The 17037-nt window shown below is 53.1% G+C and carries 16 protein-coding genes; 5 read left to right on the top strand and 11 right to left on the bottom strand.

The genetic code is table 11. The features are described from left to right. Nucleotides 1-57: 57 nt before the first annotated feature. The 9 genes from ACKI61_RS09570 to ACKI61_RS09530 all read right to left on the bottom strand — a co-directional run bounded on the left by ACKI61_RS09570 (nt 58) and on the right by ACKI61_RS09530 (nt 9783). The gene (locus tag ACKI61_RS09570) at nt 58-1308 is read right to left on the bottom strand and encodes a fibrobacter succinogenes major paralogous domain-containing protein (RefSeq protein ID WP_407457507.1); all 1251 of its coding nucleotides are present in this window, start codon (nt 1306-1308) and stop codon (nt 58-60) included. A 150-nt stretch (nt 1309-1458) separates the two neighbouring features. Continuing rightward, nucleotides 1459-2349 carry a fibrobacter succinogenes major paralogous domain-containing protein gene (locus ACKI61_RS09565; protein WP_407457506.1) on the bottom strand — a complete coding sequence of 297 codons (891 nt, stop codon included), beginning with the start codon at nt 2347-2349 and terminating at the stop codon, nt 1459-1461. Then, nucleotides 2346-3089 (bottom strand): hydroxymethylpyrimidine/phosphomethylpyrimidine kinase, encoded by a 744-nt coding sequence (locus ACKI61_RS09560; RefSeq protein WP_407457505.1) that lies wholly within the window; start codon nt 3087-3089, stop codon nt 2346-2348. The genes ACKI61_RS09565 and ACKI61_RS09560 overlap by 4 nt, the downstream gene beginning before the upstream one ends. A 17-nt stretch (nt 3090-3106) precedes the next feature. Then, nucleotides 3107-4411 (bottom strand): MgtC/SapB family protein, encoded by a 1305-nt coding sequence (locus tag ACKI61_RS09555; protein WP_407457504.1) that lies wholly within the window; start codon nt 4409-4411, stop codon nt 3107-3109. A gap of 46 nt (nt 4412-4457) precedes the next feature. Next, nucleotides 4458-4943 carry a dihydrofolate reductase gene (locus tag ACKI61_RS09550; protein WP_407457503.1) on the bottom strand — a complete coding sequence of 162 codons (486 nt, stop codon included), beginning with the start codon at nt 4941-4943 and terminating at the stop codon, nt 4458-4460. A 20-nt stretch (nt 4944-4963) separates the two neighbouring features. Further along, nucleotides 4964-5776 carry a thymidylate synthase gene (locus ACKI61_RS09545; protein ID WP_173566202.1) on the bottom strand — a complete coding sequence of 271 codons (813 nt, stop codon included), beginning with the start codon at nt 5774-5776 and terminating at the stop codon, nt 4964-4966. Between the two features lie 117 nt (nt 5777-5893). After that, on the bottom strand, nt 5894-6148 hold the full coding sequence (locus ACKI61_RS09540; protein WP_407457502.1) for a hypothetical protein: 255 nt from the start codon (nt 6146-6148) through the stop codon (nt 5894-5896). 92 nt (nt 6149-6240) lie between these two features. Next, complete coding sequence (locus ACKI61_RS09535; protein WP_407457501.1) at nt 6241-8880, bottom strand: OmpA family protein; 2640 nt, start codon at nt 8878-8880, stop codon at nt 6241-6243. A gap of 171 nt (nt 8881-9051) precedes the next feature. Beyond that, complete coding sequence (locus tag ACKI61_RS09530; protein ID WP_407457500.1) at nt 9052-9783, bottom strand: RadC family protein; 732 nt, start codon at nt 9781-9783, stop codon at nt 9052-9054. A 122-nt stretch (nt 9784-9905) separates the two neighbouring features. On the opposite strand from ACKI61_RS09530, the gene ACKI61_RS09525 reads away from it, so the two are divergent. Next, entirely contained in the window at nt 9906-10739 is an 834-nt protein-coding gene (locus ACKI61_RS09525; protein WP_407457499.1) for a S1 RNA-binding domain-containing protein, read from the top strand. Nucleotides 10740-10747: 8 nt separating this feature from the next. Here ACKI61_RS09525 and ACKI61_RS09520 read toward each other — a convergent pair whose 3' ends face one another. Further along, a complete protein-coding gene (locus tag ACKI61_RS09520) occupies nt 10748-11464 on the bottom strand; it encodes an OmpA family protein (RefSeq protein ID WP_407457498.1) in 717 nt (238 codons plus the stop codon). A gap of 115 nt (nt 11465-11579) precedes the next feature. Between ACKI61_RS09520 and ACKI61_RS09515 the strand changes: the two genes are divergently transcribed. The 3 genes from ACKI61_RS09515 to ACKI61_RS09505 are packed head-to-tail and all read left to right on the top strand — an operon-like array spanning nt 11580 to nt 14247. Beyond that, nucleotides 11580-12638 carry a hypothetical protein gene (locus ACKI61_RS09515; RefSeq protein ID WP_407457497.1) on the top strand — a complete coding sequence of 353 codons (1059 nt, stop codon included), beginning with the start codon at nt 11580-11582 and terminating at the stop codon, nt 12636-12638. Nucleotides 12639-12653: 15 nt separating this feature from the next. Next, nucleotides 12654-13640 carry a YihY/virulence factor BrkB family protein gene (locus ACKI61_RS09510; RefSeq protein ID WP_407457496.1) on the top strand — a complete coding sequence of 329 codons (987 nt, stop codon included), beginning with the start codon at nt 12654-12656 and terminating at the stop codon, nt 13638-13640. Nucleotides 13641-13665: 25 nt separating this feature from the next. Continuing rightward, nucleotides 13666-14247, top strand: a complete 582-nt coding sequence (locus ACKI61_RS09505) for a hypothetical protein (protein WP_407457495.1) — start codon at nt 13666-13668, stop codon at nt 14245-14247. Between the two features lie 9 nt (nt 14248-14256). On the opposite strand, the gene pth is transcribed toward ACKI61_RS09505, so the two are convergent. After that, nucleotides 14257-14811 (bottom strand): aminoacyl-tRNA hydrolase, encoded by a 555-nt coding sequence (pth, locus tag ACKI61_RS09500; RefSeq protein ID WP_407457494.1) that lies wholly within the window; start codon nt 14809-14811, stop codon nt 14257-14259. 301 nt (nt 14812-15112) lie between these two features. Between pth and ACKI61_RS09495 the strand changes: the two genes are divergently transcribed. Further along, nucleotides 15113-17037, top strand: a 1925-nt coding sequence (locus ACKI61_RS09495; protein ID WP_407457493.1) for an ATP-dependent Clp protease ATP-binding subunit, incomplete at its 3' end; no start/stop codon positions are given.

Below are 17037 nucleotides of genomic sequence, written 5' to 3'. Positions count from 1 at the left end.
CCCGCAACACCCCCTCAAAAAAACTAAGGGACTCCTACGGAGCCCTTCGCCTCACCACTAGTTCTTGAGGCAACGAACTGAGTAGGCGTAGTCCTTGTAGTAGGCGTACAAGTTCGCATCCTCGTTGTCGCTGTACAGGTACATATGGTAGGCTTGGTTAAAATTCTCTGTGGCACTCCAGAAGTAAGCGTAGTCACCACCGCCATCGAAAATTCCAGTGTAGTACCTGAGGCCAGCAGGGAGCGCAGAAAAGCCATAGGCGTCAGTACCGTTGCCATTATTGTACCACCCCGTCTGCGACTTGAGAATCTTACCGGCAGTTGATTGTCTGCCCACTTCGTCAAACAGGGTTTCCCATTCGGTTTTGGTCGGCAAATGCCAGCCATCGGGGCAAATGCCCCGAACCATTGCCGAGAGCGAACAAGTCTTGCCGTAGCCGCAGTCCTGCGGGTTGTCGGCAGCGGTCGCCAGTTTCACCGAGTCAATGGCCGCAGCCCAAGTGTAAAGGCGGCCCGCCACATCACAATTTTCAACCTTGTTGCTATAGCACCAGCTGCGCTCCAACAGACTCGGAGTCTTCGTGCTGTCGGCATAGTTCAAGTTTTCCGCCATCCAAGTCTGGTCACCAATCTTGACGGTCTTGTAGACCTTCTTGTCGCGGGGGTCCGTCATGGAGCCATAGGTAATTGTCGAATTGAAGCGACATTCTTTGGGGACATCCCAGTTCCAGCCAGATTCACCCTCTGAAAAAACAGAACAATTCAATTCAACAGATGAACTGCTAGAGGCAGCCTCTCCAATGCTGCTACTGGATTCCTCGTTACTGCTAGGAATGACGAGGGAAGAACTGCTGTTAGAGTCCTTGCCTACACTGGAGGATGAATTCGACGAATCTGTGCTACTGCAAGACCCTTCGGCAGGCTCACTTTGACCTTGCTCAATGCTGGCAGGGACCTTGGAACTACTAGATCCTTCGCCGTCACTCTGGGTGTCGGAGGAGGAATTCGGCTTGTCAGTACTGCTGCTAGAGGTCGCTTCGTCCTTGTCGGAGGAAGAGGATTCGTCGGCATCGGACGTCCAGTCACCGTTTTCGCAAACGTAAGCAAGCTTTTCATCCTTCACATAAGCGATTGCGCCTTCGCGCTTATCGACGCAGACGGGCAAGTCTGCGAAAGTATCCGCCATAATGTCGGACACAGCTGATGAGCTTGTCAAATCATCGACAGGATCAGCTCCCTTAGTGGAGCTACCATCATCACCGCAGGCGGCAAACAAGATGGCTGCTGCAGCTGGAAGCAACCAAAGCATTCGTTTTCCTAGATTTTGGGAATTTTTGCAACCCATATAGCACCTCTTCGTAAATGAATTTCTTTCAATCTATAATTTATTTACAAGAAAGGGCAAAAAAAAGATGTCAACTGGCCAAACGCATATTCCAACTTGGAATAATCCAGCCGGTTAGTCTTTTAGGCAACGCACCGACAACCCGTAGTCCTTAGTGTGGATCCCTAGGGCAGCATTGACGTTATCGAAGAACAGGTTCATGTCATAGGCACCGTCACTACTGCTCTCAGTAGAGCTCCAGAAGATAGCTCTGTATCCATCGGAGTTGAAGCCGCCTTCGTTGTCCCTGTAACCGGCAGGGAGCCCAGAAAAACCGACATCATCCACTCCTTTGACGTTACCATTCCAGCCTGTCTTAGACTTGAGATATTTACCTGCAGTCGATTGACCGCTAACAGCAGCAAAAAGACCTTCCCATTCTTTGTCTGTCGGCAGATGCCAGCCATCGGGACAAATCTGAATCGCTGCAGCCCAAGTGTAAAGGCGACCGGTCACAGCACAATTTTGCGATTCGTCATTGAAGCACCAGCTATTACCATTCAGACTCGGCGTCTGGGAACTATCGGCATAGTCTAAATTCTCCGCCATCCACACCTGGTTTTTAATCGTTACGATCCTGTAGACTTTATTGTCACGTGAGTCTGTCATAGAATCATATGTAATATCTTGATTAAAGCGAGCGTCCTTCGGGACATCCCAACTCCACCGATCATCTAGGGAAGAACTACTGGACTCATCAACAGAACTGCTAGATCCTTCGCTGTCGCTCTGGATGACAGAAGAAGAGCTCAAAATTACAGAAGAAGAACTCAGGAAATCTGAGGAAGAGTCGTTTTCAGTCCGCGATTCACTGGATCCATCGCGGCTATCGCTGCTCAGAATGACATCGGAATCGGGGGCCTCGGCAATTATATCGGACTCGGTTGATGAAGTAGAGCTGCTGCCATCACCGCAAGCTGCAAAACCGAGTGCAAATACAAACAAAGCAATCGAAATTTTTCTCATACCAAGAACCCCAGCCGACCTTCGCCACTTTGCAGGTATTCATTCATGTAGTTCTTCGCGATTTCGCAGGCAGTGGGAACATCCTTACCGAGAGCCACGTTTGCAAGGATTGCTGAACTCAGCACACAGCCGGTGCCGTGTTTGCCCTTGCCGGGGAGCCTTGGGCTCCGGAACTTGTATTGTTCATCTTTGTACCACAAGGTATCGATTGATTCCTTGCCGTGAGCATGGCCGCCTTTTAGCAGCACCGCAAAATCATGGCCCATGCGGATTTCGCCGCGGGATTCCGCAAGTCCGAGCCCCAGATAGCTGTACTCATCTTGATTCGGCGTCACAAGGTCAATCGACTTCATAATCGGCAGGAACTTTTCGACATCGCGCATAAAGTGAAAACCCGCCGAAGCACTTGCAATGGGATCCCATACGATGAATGCGTCCGGAGACTTTTCTCGGACAAATTCAACGATGCGTTTTAGGGTACGCGACTTTTCCACAAGTCCAATTTTCACGAACTTGAAGGTATGCTTTCTAAAAAGGGTCTCGAGCTGCGCCTCGATGCGGTCCCAGATGACCCAGCCGGGAGCCACGAATTCTTCTTCGTTCTGCTGCGTGAGCGCGGTGCAGACCGCCTGGCCGTACACGCCAAAATGCGCCATCGTCTTGATGTCCGAGATAAAGCCCGCTCCGGCAGAACCGTCAAAGCCAGCCACCGTCAAAGCGTGAATCAACTTTTCGCCCATATCCCCAATTCTCCTGTTCACATCATATAATACGCAATGAGTCCACCAGTCACAATACAAATCAGCACCACCGCTGGAATTATCGGACGGCGCATCGCCTTGGCACCGAGAACGCACACCAGGATTCCTTTCGTGAGCGTATTGGCGAGGCTTGCAAACAAAAACGCGAGCACCAGTTCACGAACCGCAAGGCCCGACTTCAAATTCATATCGATCACGGAGAACGCCACCGCATCCATTTCGGCGGCACCGCCCAAGAAACTACATGCGAGGAGCGCCCCCGAACCCAAGTAGACTCGCGCCGCATTCGCGACAAACATCACGCAGGTGAACACGATGCCGAACTTGATGGCGGGTAAAAGCTTGAAAGGGTTCGTAAAGTCGGCGGATTTTTGCCGATGGTCACGGAATTCCTTTACCTTGAGATACAGCGCATAGGAAAGTGCAGGAACCACCGGCAACAGGAGCGGCGCCATTAGCGGCCTTGCAAGGGCTCCACTCAAGAAGATGCAAATCAGGTAGAGGCGCACATACATCACCGCCCAGCTGAGAACAATGCCAAGCGTGAAGTCCGAAGCATAATCTTCGTTTTCGCGGCTGCGTCCCGCAAGGTTCAGAGTCAAAGCCGTGCTGCTCGCAAGCCCACCCAGGAGTCCCGTAAGCCAGATACCCTTACCGGGCCCCACCAGCTTAATCAGCACATAGCCCACAAAGCCTATGCCCGAAATGAACACCACGAAAAGCCAGATGGTATGCGGATTCAGGACTTCAAGGCCTGGCGGGCCATAAGCCTGGTTCGGCAGGAACGGCAAAATCAAAGCGGATATCACCGCAAACTTGACCGTCGCAAGCACGTCTTCCTTGGAAAGCTTCTGAGCAAAAGCGTGCAGTTGTTCTTTTGCCGAAAGCACCCAGAGGAGCACCACCATAATCACGCAGGATTCCAGCAGGCGCCCATACCAGCAAACGCCTCCCAGCAAATAAACAATCACCACCGAGACACTCGTCGTAATGCCGTCGCCCCCCACGGGAGCGCCTTCCACAGAAGTATCCGAACGCTTGCGGCCAATCGCAAAAGAAATGTGCATCGCCATGAGCAGCATGCCCACGACAACAAAGCCTGTGACAAACGGAGCAACGCCCCCCATCTGGTCAGACAGGAGAGCGGCCATCGCACCGGCAAGACCGACGAGCGTAAACGTGCGCACCCCAGCCGGATGCCTATCCGACTGGTCGTAGTAGGTGTGCTCACGCTGCATGCCTATAATCAGGCCAATACCAATTGCCGCAGCCAAGCGGTAAAAGACGTTAAAGTCTAACATACCTTTAATATATATTAAAGACGGACAAAAAAACGAAAAAAATGGGCTATCGTTCCCAAACTTCGAAAATGGTCGGGAAATCGTTCTTTTCGTCGGCTTCGAATTTTTCTTCGCTTACCTTGTGCCAGCCATCACCCCATTCGGGAAAGAACACGTCGCCGTCCACATCGGCAAGAACGCGCGTTACATAAAGCTTTTGCACCAGGGGCATGGCTTCACGGTAGACGGCCGCGCCGCCAATGATAAAGCATTCCGATTCGTGGGCGGCACGGGCAGATTCAATCGCCTGCGACAGATTACCGCACACGATGCATCCGGGGGCTTCGAAAGCCGCATTGCGCGTCAGCACATAGTTGGTACGGTTCGGAAGCGGGCGCCCGATATCGTCGTAGTTCTTTCGACCCAGTATAATCGAATGTCCCGTGGTAATCGCCTTAAAACGCTTGAGGTCGGCGGACAGGTGCCACGGCAGGTGTCCATCTCGTCCGATGACATTGTTTCGGGAGATTGCAACGATTGCAGAAATCAACATCTCTTAGCCTCCCCTTCCGCTTACACCGCAATCGGAGCCTTGATGGTCGGCCACGGATCGTAATCGACGAGTTCAAAGTCTTCGAACTTAAATTCAAAGAGATCCTTGACGGCAGGGTTCAGCTTCATGGTCGGGAGCTTGCGCGGTGTGCGCGTCAGCTGTTCACGAGCCTGTTCAAAGTGGTTCGAATACAGGTGCGTGTCGCCCAGGGTATGGATGAATTCACCCGGTTCGTAGTCGCAGACCTGGGCAAGCATCAAAGTCAAAAGAGCGTAAGAGGCGATGTTGAACGGAACCCCGAGGAAGGTATCGGCACTGCGCTGGTAAAGCTGGCAGCTGAGCTTGCGCTTTCCGGATGCACCAACTCCACCGACATAGAATTGGAACAGGCAGTGGCAAGGCGGAAGCGCCATTTTGTCCACTTCGGCCACATTCCAGGCACACACCAAATGGCGGCGGGAATCCGGATTGTTCTTGAGGCTGTTCACCAGGTTCTGGATCTGGTCGATGTGACCACCATCAGGGGTGGGCCAGCTGCGCCACTGGTGGCCATACACCGGGCCAAGGTCGCCGTTTTCGTCGGCCCATTCGTCCCAAATCGTCACCTTGTTGTCATGCAGGTACTTGATGTTGGTATCGCCCTTCAAGAACCATAAAAGTTCGTGGATAATCGAGCGCAAGTGGAGTTTCTTCGTCGTCAGGCAAGGGAATCCCTTGGACAGGTCATAACGGCACTGGCGGCCAAACACGGAGCGCGTCCCCGTCCCCGTACGGTCAGAACGGTCAACGCCATTATCCAAGATATCTTTTAACAGGTCTAAATATTGTTGCATGTTTCTAATTTAATAAAAAAAGTAGGAAGTAGGAAGTTGGAAGTAGGAAGTTTACAGTGGCTAGTCGTTGATGGGTCTTAATTGCGGCAAAGTCGCCTAACCATCCCTGTCTACTGCCTACTGTTTACTGTCTACTTCTTCAAAAAGCTCTACCCGTTTGTACTGCTTGACTTTCTTGTCTTCGGTCACGGCGTTCTGCACAAGGTACTTGTTCAGCGCCTGTAAGATCAAGTCCTGGGTATGCTTGGGCACGGGTTTCTTGCCGAGGCGCGCCTTCTGGACCATTTTGTGGTTCAAATTCACGGGAAGCATCTCCACGAGGTCATGGTTCGATGCGTTCAAGGACTGGAGAATTTCATCAAGTTTTGTCATAGAAATAGTAGACAGTAGTTTGTTGATCATCATTTAAATTAGAAAAAGTCCCCGGCGGTCTGCCGAGGACTTTCTTCAAAGATTAGCGCGTATTACTGCACCAGGTTGCTTTCGCACTTGGTACCGTCGTTATCCGGCGTCACGAAGTGCATTTCAATACGGCGGTTCATTTCGCGGCCTTCTTCGGTGCTGTTGTCTTCAACCGGGCAGCTGGAACCCATACCGATAGCCTTGATGCGATCCTTCTTCACGCCGGCCTTGGTAAGCACCTTCATCACTTCCTTGGCGCGCTTTTCGGAAAGCTTCTGGTTGGTCTTTTCCTTACCCTTGTTGTCGGTGTGACCCTGGATCACAATCTTCAGATCCTTGTAGCTATCTTCGCTCACGAGCTTCTTAGCCACGTTCTGGAGGATCTTCTTGGCGTTCGATTCAAGCGTTGCCTTGCCGCTCTTGAAGGTCACGCCGTCGAGCTTTTCGACAGCCTTCTTCGGGCAGCCGTGGCCGTCGTCACCCGGTTCATCCGGACAGCGGTCAATCCCGGTACAGACTTCAGCGAATTCCTTCTGGAGCTTCTTGGTAGCAACCCATTCAGAGCAGGCGCCGTCCTTATCCGGGTCCGGATCGTCTTCAATCGGGCAGCCCTTATTCCATTCAGGACCATTTTCAAGTTCGCAACGGTCATAGCCATGGCACATATCCTTGAACTGGTCAAGCATCTTCTGCTTCGTGACCCACGGAGAGCAGAGGGAGTCGCCATCCGGGTCCGGGCTTTCCATCGGGCAGCCCTGGGCAAATGCTTCACCGGCTTCGGTCGGGCACTTGTCGACGCCAGAGCAGATGCCGTCGTACTGTTCAAGCATATTCTTTTCGGTCACCCACGGATCGCAGAGGCCATCCTTGTCGGTATCCGGATCGCCAAGCGGGCAGCCTTCGTTGCCGGCCGGACCAAATTCGGTCGGGCACTTGTCGATACCCTTACAAGACTTGTCGATGAACCATTCCTGAGCCATAGCCTGGTCTTCTGCAGCCTTTTCGAAGTAGAAGCCCATCTTCTTTTCGGTTACCCACGGATCGCAGAGGCCATCGTTGTCGGCATCCGGATCATCCCAAGCACAACCCTTGTTCGCCTTGGAACCAGGTTCGCCCGGACACATGTCGTAACCCTTACAGACATCGGCAAATTCATTCATCACGCCTTCGTCGGTGACCCACGGAGAGCAGAGACCGTCGTTATCCGGGTCCGGCTGCTTGGTCGGGCATCCGTTGAATGCCGGAGAACCAGCCTGGCTCGGGCATTCGTCAATGCCCTGGCAGACATCGGCAAACTTCTTGGAAAGCTTCTTCTGGGACACCCACGGATCGCAGACGCCGTCCTTGTCGGCATCCGGTTCATCGAGCGGGCAGCCATCGTCGCCTTCACCCGCTTCGTTCGGGCACTGGTCGACGCCTTCGCAAACTTCGGTAAATTCAGATTCGAAACCCTTTTCGGCAACCCAAGAGTCGCAAACGCCATCTTCGTCGGCATCAGGATTGCCGAGCGGGCAGCCCTGGTTCAAACGGTGGCCGACATCGTCGGGGCACTTGTCTTCGTCGTCATTGACACCATCACCGTCGCGGTCCTGGGCAAGCAAGAAGCCGCTCCAGGTGAGACCGCCATACACGGTATACTGCGGGTTCACGCGAATTTGATCGGCAGTAACGACCTGCTTGGCAGATTCGTCAGTGGTGCGGTCGGCATTTTCAAGCACGGCCACGTTCGTCAGGTACTTTTCGCCACCCAGGTAGTAGGAAGCACCGATATGGAGATCGACTCCGACCGGCAGATGGAACACCAAGGCACCGGTCAGCTGCTTCATGTCGAGCTTGCCGCTGCACCTATCCGTAGCAAAAGCAGTGTTGTACGGTTCGCAGAAATCAAAGTCATCCAGCTGGATATCCCAGTAGTATTCCACGAATACCGACATAAAGTCCATGAAGTAGACTTCGGCGGCTGCACTCATGAACGGAAGCGACATGTAGTCGCTGTTCGTCGTGTAGCGGTAACCACCGTTCAAGTGCAGCAAGAACGGGAAGCCTTCGCCACCGTCGAGCTTGCTCACGTCCATCGTGACGGCAAGACCGCCCTTGATGGTCGTGTTCTTGGTGCCGAACGGCATGGCGGCACCCGAATTCCTATTGATGTATTCCACTTCACGGACCCACAGGCCCTGCTTGGTGGCGTTCGCCGTACCGGCAGAAATACCGCCAAAGACAGCAATGTCAAACATCTGATCTTCAGGGAGCGGGAAGCGGGCCTTCAAGTCAACCTTGAGGTTTCCAATGTAACCCGGCTTTGTGGCAGGGATAGCACCATTGCCATTGATATCATCGGCTGTCAGCTGGTCGTAGTAGACCGGAATGGTGACACCCAAGTCAAAGAAGTGCCAAATGCCGATAGAAAAGCCCATATAGGCACTTCCACCCAGGAAGTCCGCCACACCCGCATACTTGTCCGAACCCTGACCGGTAAGATCGTGTTCGGTCAATGCGTAACCGGCATCGTTGTTCGGGAACATGTCGTTGCCGAAGGTTGCGTCGCCCAAAAGGGTAAATACCAACTTTGAATGTCCCAAGGACTGGGCCGACTGGGTTTTATTCACACCCACGAAGCCTTCCTTATTAATCGTCTGGGGATGTCCTGCAAAGGCGGCAGCCGCCAGCGCAAGGGCCATGCCCATAGCTACTTTTTTCATAGCAACTCCTTAATAGTGGGAAGCCAACCAAACAAGGCGACCCGATTTAACTGATTTAAATATAACTTTTAAAAAACAAAAACAATCATTAAGCGCGGAATTTTTGACAAAAATCAATGAAATCGCCACAACACGAGCCATGTAAGAAAAAAAACATATTCCTTTTTACCCCTACGCTGGTTCAAAAGTCTTCTCGAACATTTCTGGATACATCCTGCAAAAACTCGTATACCCACCCTTCCCCACGATAATGTGATCCAGCACCGGAATCCGAAGAATCCGTCCCGAAGCACAGAGCAGGCGGGTCACCCCCATGTCCTCGCCACTGGGCTCAATTGATCCGGATGGATGATTATGCGCAAAAACGACCGAAACAGCATGGTCCTCGATGGCCTTCACAAAAGCCTCGCGGGGGTGCACCGGAGTCTGGTTTACTAGCCCCGTCGTGATTTCATGGATTCCAATGACGCCATTTGCTGCAGTGAGAGTCACGACCACCAGATGTTCCTGGACTTCATATTTCAAGAACGAAAGACGCGGCAAAATGTCTTCGGGAGACATCACCGGGCAAGACGAATTGCCTAATATGTAGCGTCCCGAAAGTTCAAGACACGCAAGGACTTGCGATGCCTTGACGCGGCCAAGTCCGCGAATGCGGCGCAGCTCTTCGAGGGGAGGCACCTGGGTCTGAACCGAAAGAAAGTCAGAAAGCCTTCGGGACAGTTCGAACACACTACACTCATGGTTTCCACTACCCAGGATCAACGCGAGCAATTCTTCGTTCGTCATGGAAGCCGCCCCCCACTTTTCGAGCTTTTCGCGGGGCAACAAGGGGGCGTCTGCGCTGCGGTACAGCAGGTTGGCGGATTTTGGGGAGCTTTCGACAGGTAAATTTGATGACATTTGACATCCTTTTTTTAAAGGTCCATATTATCTATACGCCAAATTCCAAGAAAATGCTCCCAAACCTACAAGAACACCCCCATTTTTTTTATTTTTGGGAAATACTTGAACGGAAGGTCCCCATGGAACTCGGCAAATACAACCGCGCCCGCGTCGAAGAAATCATGCCGCAGGGCTATTATCTGGAACTTGAGACGGGCGGGCGCGTGCTGCTCCCCGGAAAAAAGGAAGAATTCTCCCTCGAAGTGGGCGAAGTTCTAGACGTATTTGTCTACATGGATTCCGAAGACCGCCCCATCGCCACGCTCGACAAGCCGCTTGCCACCGTCGGCGAATTCGCCGTCCTGGAAGTCAAGGACGTGAACCGCTACGGCGCTTTTTTGGATTGGGGACTCAACAAGGACCTGTTTTTGCCCTTCAAGCAGCAGCTCGGCGAACTTAGGCGCGGCGACCGATGCGTGGTCTATGTCCTTGAAGACGACAAGAGCAACCGCATCGTCGCGACCGAAAAGATCAAGAGCTTTTTGGACCAGGACACCACAGAACTCCACCTAGGACAAAAAGTGCAGCTTGCCGCCTACGAAGTCACCCGAGACCACATCGACTTTCTCGTCGATTACCGTTACACGGGCAGGCTCATGGTCACCCCCGGCACGCCGCGGATCTACATCGGCGATACCATGGCGGGCTACATCCAGCGATTCACCGAAGACGGAAAAATTACGCTGAACCTCACCCCCGTAGGGTACAAGGGGCTCATGAAAAGTGAAAGTCCCGCCGCAGTACTCCAGAAGCTTGAAGAAGCGGGCGGATTCCTCCCCTACGGCGACAAGAGCGACCCCGAAGACATCCGCCGCGAATTCGGCATGTCCAAGAAGACCTTCAAGAAAATTCTCGGAGCACTTTTCCGCGAAGGGAAAATCGTCCTCGAAGAAGACGGCTTCAGGAAAAACTAGTTTTACAACTAGTTTTTCTCCCCATCATCGTCACGAAGAACAACGAGCTCGATGCGGCGGTTCTTCTTGCGGCCCGCCTCCGTGGCGTTCGTCGCCTTGGGCTGCGAAGATCCGTAACCGCTAGCGGCAAGGCGTCCACGATCGATACCGTTAGCAGTCATGTACTGCAGCACCACAAAGGCGCGCTCTTCCGAGAGCTTCTGGTTCATGTTCTCGTCGCCTTCGGAACTGGTATGCCCCTGGATTTCCACGATTGCCTTCGGGTTCTTCTTGAGTCCTACAATAGCGGCATCAAGGGTCTGCAGCGAGCTCGAATCCAGTTCTGCGCTTCCCGCCTTGAAGTTTACCCCCGTGAGCTCGACTCGGGTGTCGTCAAAAGCGACATTGATGCCCCCCGTGCTAGCCGTCGTAGACACATAAGGGCTCGTCCCACATTCAAAAAGACCCGTAAGGCTCTCACAGAAAATGGTATAGGTTTCCTCGCGCGGAATATGGAAAGTCGCTTCACCTTCGGCATCAGTTACGACCGTTACTTTTTTCTTTGGGTCGTTCTGTCCCACAAAGACAAGTTTTTTTCTTGCCTGCGGAACATCGTCAAAGTTGGTATAGGACACCGTGAGCACTGCATGCGTCTTGTTCGGGACAATATCGCGGGCATACGCTGATGATACACCGCACACAAACAAAAAAGCGACAGAAACGATTGCGCTAAAAAAAGAATTCATGGGGGCACTCCCTAAAAAAACGCGCCAAAAATAGCAATATTCTGGCAGAGTTCCTTGAAAAAAAAGATCCAAATTCTAAATTTTAGCACGAGAACTAATCCTTCAAGGAGTATCTATGAACTTCAGGAAATTCGCTACGGTAGCACTTGCCATGAGCATTTCCGCAATCGCCGCAGATGTCACCGACAACATGACCCTCAAGGGCAATGTGCAGACTCAAGTCACCAAGTCCATCGCCGACGAAGACAACAACTTCAGCAGTGGCTGGATTCGCGCAAACATCGGTGGTCAGTACAAGAGCGACAACCTGGACGGAACCATCATGCTCCGCATCTTCGCCCCCGAATTCGGCAACAAGATCAAGGACGGCGACGGCAAGACCTCTAGCTATGACAAGATTCTCGCCGACCTCTACTGGGTGAACTACAAGTGGAAACTCAACGACGAAAATCAGATGAACCTGAAGATCGGTCGCTGGAAAACCGACTGGTCGCAGTCCACCAACTTCGGTACCTATGTCGACAAGGATTTGACCAAGCGCGGCCTCTGGATGCGCGACTACAGCCACAACGCCGTTGAGCTTGGCTGGAAGAGCGGCCTCAACCAGCTGAATGCCATGGTCGCCGCCAAGAACGGAACCGCCAACCAGGGCTACATCCGCATCGAAGACGACATGAAGTTCACCTTCCCGCTCGAAGTCAAGGCCGCCTACCGCGCCAACCTCGTGGACGTGGTTCAGAACAGTGCCTACATTACCCACCGCGTGGCCGCTTACGCAAGCTACGGATTCCTCCCCTTCCTGCGCGCCTATGGTGAATACGCTTGCATCTACACCCAAGACGACGATGTCGACCAGAATGCCGAAAACTACATCGCTCCCGAATCCAAGTACTTCCAGCCGGGCATCTACTACCAGCCGTTCTACCTGGGTCTGGACTTCGCCCCGAAAACAGGCATCTTGAACACGCTGTTGAGCAACCTGATGGTGGAATGGGAATACATCAACAAGCGCGACAACCTCTACGGCGCCACGAAGGGCACCTACGATGACTGGGCATGGACCGTTGCCTATGTGAAAAGCATCGGCAAGTCCAAGATCCAGCTCAGCGTCTACAGCGAAAACGAACTGAGCGATGTGGGACTCGCCTTCCGCCTGACCAGCACCATCAAGTAAGGTTTTCTTAGCGGAATGCCCAATTGGTTTAAGGATTTTTCCTGGGAAAGACTGTTCGACGCCATCGCCGAACGCTCCGGAACTCCGGTTAAAGTTGCCATCATCGCAGGCAAGTCTTTCCTCTATTTCCATGGACTGACCCGTGCGGCGGCACTCACCTACACGACATTCCTTGCCGTGGTTCCGCTGCTGATCCTCTTGACGTCGATTACCATCGCCGTCGGATTTGGCAATTTCGCCTCGGACTACCTGCCGCACCTGCTTAAGTTCCTAGACTTGGACTGGCCCATTGACCCCATTATCGCCATCGTGAAAAACGCCGAACACGTCCCCATTGGAAAGCTCGGCTTTATCGGCGCCATGGGTCTCTTTATCACGTTCATCCTCGCCTTCGGAAGTCTCGAATCGAACTTCAACGTGGTTTGGGAAAACAAGGTCTCTCGCCCGCTCCACAAGCAGCTCCGCATCTATACCCCGCTCCTCCTCATTTTTGCAGGCATCATCGGTCTTTACGCCGGCTTTGTGAACCATGTGCAGAACGTGCTTTCGGTCATCGTCGTCGACGGACTCCACTTCGACCCCTCGGTCCTAAAGACCCTGATCAACGCTTTCTGGTACTTGACTGTTCACGGCGCATTCCTCTTGGTTATCTTCTTGACCCTGTACGCGCTCCCCGCCAGACCGGACCCCAAGAACTACACCAAGAAAAAGTTGCTTGTCTCTTCAATCGGCATTACCGTTCTCGCATGGATTTGCATTATCATCTACGTGAAGATCCTGATGCTTATCCAGACTATGCTCGTGACCCGTATGTCTATTTTCTACGGTTCGCTCGCCTTTATTCCTCTCATCCTTTTCTTGGTATTCGGCATTTGGACCATAGTCCTCTGCGGAAATTCCGTGGTGTGGACGATTTGCACCTGGCCCGAATCCAAAGACCGTATATGGAACTGGGAAGGAGCCCCCACCGAAGGGCTGAACATGACGAAGGACAGGCTGTAGATTAACTTTCAGAAGGAGACCGACTATGAAGAAGATTCTCTTGCTCGTTGTTGCCATTGCGGCAGTTGCAAACGCCGAACTCCGCAGCGTGCAGTTCACCCCCGAAGAAAAATCCGACGACGGCCTGAAGGCATTCATCGGCGTAAGCGGCGGAAACGTGCTTGTGGCTGACGACGGCGCCATCTTCGCGAACCTGCGCATCGGTCTCGACATCAACCCGCTGTTTTCTACGGGTGTCTGGGTCTCCAGGCTCCTGAGCGATGTTCGCAACTACAATGTCAAAGAAAAACAGATGATCAAGTACATGTCGTTCGGCGGATTCGTGGAACTGTTCCCGCTCCGCTTCGACAAGTTCTCTGTTTCCGTGCCTATCCAAATTGGTGGCGGTGCGCTCTACGTGATGGAACCCGAAGACGAATCCTTCGAATCCGAAGACTACTTCTTCACGGCGGATATGGCGGCGCACTTCAACTACCGCGTCACCAAGATGCTTGAAATTTCGATAGGCGGCGGCTACCGTATGTTCACAGGAATCGAGACGAACAACCTCGAGAACCTGGATTTCTGCACTCCGTTCGCCGAGCTCCGATTCACAATCAGGGAATAAGGCGCCCCGCTACTTTCCGTTGTAGCGTTCCATGCACTTCTCGATTCCCAGCTTAAAATAGCATTCTACCAAGGCGGGGACCTTTGCAATCGCCTCGTTGAATACGGGGCGGTCTTCGGGAGAGAACTTCGCCAAAACCCAGTTGGAAAGGTCAAATTTTGGCGGACACTTGCCGACTCCGAAGCGGATGCGCGGAAACTTGTCGCCCACATGATCAATGATGTTCCTGAGTCCGTTCTGTCCGCCGTGACTGCCGTCCTTGCGGCAACGGATGCGGCCCACATCCAAGTTGACATCATCGCTAAAAACCAGCAGGTGGTCCGTTTTCACCTTGTACCAAGTCATCAGGGCCTGCACGGCTTCGCCTGAGAGGTTCATGTAGGTTTGCGGCTTTGCCAGGAGAACTTCCTCCCCCGCAATGTTTACCTTCATCGTCAGAGCCTTATGCTCCGATTTCCAGTCCTTGTCGGAACTGGCGAGCGTATCTAAAGCCATGAAGCCGGCGTTGTGATGCGTATTCTGGTACTGTGTACCCGGATTTCCAAGACCTACGATAATATACATGGCACAAATATAACAAACGGCATCCCCCCCAAAGGGATGCCGTCGTTGGTGTTTGGGATGTTTGGTTTCGTATCTATAAGATAGATTCCTACGGGGTGAAAAGGTATAGTGGTCGGCGACAAAGTGTTGTTGTGTTTTACAACACCCCGACGTATCAAAAAGAGCCGGAAAAGCGTTTTTTTTTGAAAAAAAGGCATTTTTTTATTAAACACGGGAAGAAAATCTCGGTATTTTTAGGGCTTTTAGGGCCTTGGCACGGGTTTTGCATCTGGAAAGCGGTAAAAATAAAAAAGAGGCAACTATGTCCGATTTCAATAACGATGCAGAAAAGGTGTTGGCGAAGGCGCAGAGCTTGCGCGACCGTTGCTCGCATTCCTACCTGGGTGCGGCGCATTTGGCGGTGGGCCTGGTAGAAGGCCCCGATGCCACCTTGAAGAAACTCTACAAGTCGAAGGGCGCGAAGACGAATGAGCTCCGCGGCAAGCTGGAGCCGTTTGTGCAGAAGATTCCGCGCATGGAAGGCGTGAACCCCGACGTGGAACCTGATAACGACTTGAACCGTATTTTGCGCGCCTCTGTGCAGGCGGCGCGTCAGGTGAACCGCATGGTGACCCCGGGCGATATGCTCGTGGCATTGATGAAGTTCTCGGGCGACCGTGGCCTTGCGAAGGTTTTTGAAGATGCGTTGGGCAGCGTGGAGGTCGTGGAAACGTGGCTTTCGGATCCGTTTGCGGGTGCCGCGAATGCCGAGGAACAGTCTCCGCTAAAATTGTACGGCCGTGAACTCGTGGAAATGGCCGCTGACGGAAAGCTTTCGCCGGTGATTGGCCGTGAAGAGGAAATCCGCCGCGTCATCTTGATTCTGAGCCGTAAGACGAAAAACAACCCCTGCCTGGTCGGTGAACCGGGCGTGGGTAAGACCGCCATTGTGGAAGGGCTCGCCGAGCGTATTTACCGCGGCGATGTGCCCGACGCCCTGAAGGGCAAGAAGTTGTTTGCGCTGGATTTGTCTGCCTTGATGGCGGGTGCAAAATACCGTGGCGATTTTGAGGAACGTTTGAAAGCCGTGCTGGACGCGCTTGAAGAAGACGGCAATACCTTGCTGTTTATCGATGAAATTCACACCATCGTGGGTGCGGGCAAGACCGAAGGCTCTATGGACTTGGGCAACATGCTCAAGCCGAAACTGGCCCGTGGTGAACTGCACTGCATCGGTGCCACCACCACGCAGGAATACCGCAAGTACATCGAGAAGGATTCCGCCTTGGAACGCCGTTTCCAGCCCGTGCAGGTTGACGAGCCCAGCGAAGAGGAATCGATTTCCATTCTCCGTGGCATCAAGGACGGTTTTGATGCGCACCATGGCGTGCGTCTGCACGACAACGCGCTCGTGGCGGCGGTGAAACTTTCGAACCGCTACATCAGTGACCGTTTCTTGCCGGACAAGGCTATTGACCTGATTGATGAAGCCGCAAGCCTTGTGAAGACGCAGATGGATACGGTGCCGGAAGCTTTGGACACCTTGCAGCGTAAGGAACTCCAGATGAAAATCGAGGAGCAGGCCTTGGCGAAGGAAACCGATGACACCAGCGTAAAGCGTCTGAAAGAGTTGCGTGAAGAGCTGGCGACGACGGATGCGGCTGTAAAGCTGATGCAGGATCGTTGGCAGGAGAGGCGCGCGAAAAACGCCGAATTGCAGAGTCTTAAAAAGTCTTTGCAGCAGGCGAAAGACGAGATGGAGCAGGCTGAAGCCCGCTACGACTTGAACCGCGCTGCCGAACTCAAGTACAACAAGATTGTGAACTTGGAGCGTGAAATCGCCGCGAAGACCGAAGAAATCAAGAAGTCCGCCAGCGACAGTGACCTGAGCGAAGAGGTGACGGAAGAGACCATCGCCCTTGTGGTGAGCCGCTGGACGGGAATCCCTGTCACGAAGCTGTGCGAAGGCGAAAAGGCCAAGTTGTTGCACCTGGACGAACGCCTGCATGCCCGCGTGATTGGCCAGGACGAGGCCGTGGAAGCGGTTTCGGAAGCAATACTCCGTAACCGTAGCGGTTTAAGCCGCGAGAATGCGCCGATCGGTAGTTTCTTGTTCCTGGGCCCGACGGGTGTGGGCAAGACGGAACTTGCGAAGGCGCTTGCCGTGGAACTGTTCGACGACGAGAACGCGCTGGTGCGTATCGACATGAGCGAATACATGGAAAAGCACAGTGTGAGCCGCTTGAT

The sequence above is a fragment of the Fibrobacter sp. genome (assembly GCF_045601785.1).
Taxonomy (GTDB): Bacteria; Fibrobacterota; Fibrobacteria; order Fibrobacterales; family Fibrobacteraceae; genus Fibrobacter.
Note: the sequence above shows the minus strand (reverse complement) of the source record. Positions and strands in the feature narration are given on the sequence as shown.

Excerpts from the sequence above, each read along its gene's own strand:
- ACKI61_RS09570 (WP_407457507.1), bottom strand. The coding sequence starts at position 1,308 with ATGCTTTGGTTGCTTCCAGCTGCAGCAGCCATCTTGTTTGCCGCCTGC.
- ACKI61_RS09565 (WP_407457506.1), bottom strand. The coding sequence starts at position 2,349 with ATGAGAAAAATTTCGATTGCTTTGTTTGTATTTGCACTCGGTTTTGCA.
- ACKI61_RS09560 (WP_407457505.1), bottom strand. The coding sequence starts at position 3,089 with ATGGGCGAAAAGTTGATTCACGCTTTGACGGTGGCTGGCTTTGACGGT.
- ACKI61_RS09555 (WP_407457504.1), bottom strand. The coding sequence starts at position 4,411 with ATGTTAGACTTTAACGTCTTTTACCGCTTGGCTGCGGCAATTGGTATT.
- ACKI61_RS09550 (WP_407457503.1), bottom strand. The coding sequence starts at position 4,943 with ATGTTGATTTCTGCAATCGTTGCAATCTCCCGAAACAATGTCATCGGA.
- ACKI61_RS09545 (WP_173566202.1), bottom strand. The coding sequence starts at position 5,776 with ATGCAACAATATTTAGACCTGTTAAAAGATATCTTGGATAATGGCGTT.
- ACKI61_RS09540 (WP_407457502.1), bottom strand. The coding sequence starts at position 6,148 with ATGACAAAACTTGATGAAATTCTCCAGTCCTTGAACGCATCGAACCAT.
- ACKI61_RS09535 (WP_407457501.1), bottom strand. The coding sequence starts at position 8,880 with ATGAAAAAAGTAGCTATGGGCATGGCCCTTGCGCTGGCGGCTGCCGCC.
- ACKI61_RS09530 (WP_407457500.1), bottom strand. The coding sequence starts at position 9,783 with ATGTCATCAAATTTACCTGTCGAAAGCTCCCCAAAATCCGCCAACCTG.
- ACKI61_RS09525 (WP_407457499.1), top strand. The coding sequence starts at position 9,906 with ATGGAACTCGGCAAATACAACCGCGCCCGCGTCGAAGAAATCATGCCG.
- ACKI61_RS09520 (WP_407457498.1), bottom strand. The coding sequence starts at position 11,464 with ATGAATTCTTTTTTTAGCGCAATCGTTTCTGTCGCTTTTTTGTTTGTG.
- ACKI61_RS09515 (WP_407457497.1), top strand. The coding sequence starts at position 11,580 with ATGAACTTCAGGAAATTCGCTACGGTAGCACTTGCCATGAGCATTTCC.
- ACKI61_RS09510 (WP_407457496.1), top strand. The coding sequence starts at position 12,654 with ATGCCCAATTGGTTTAAGGATTTTTCCTGGGAAAGACTGTTCGACGCC.
- ACKI61_RS09505 (WP_407457495.1), top strand. The coding sequence starts at position 13,666 with ATGAAGAAGATTCTCTTGCTCGTTGTTGCCATTGCGGCAGTTGCAAAC.
- pth (WP_407457494.1), bottom strand. The coding sequence starts at position 14,811 with ATGTATATTATCGTAGGTCTTGGAAATCCGGGTACACAGTACCAGAAT.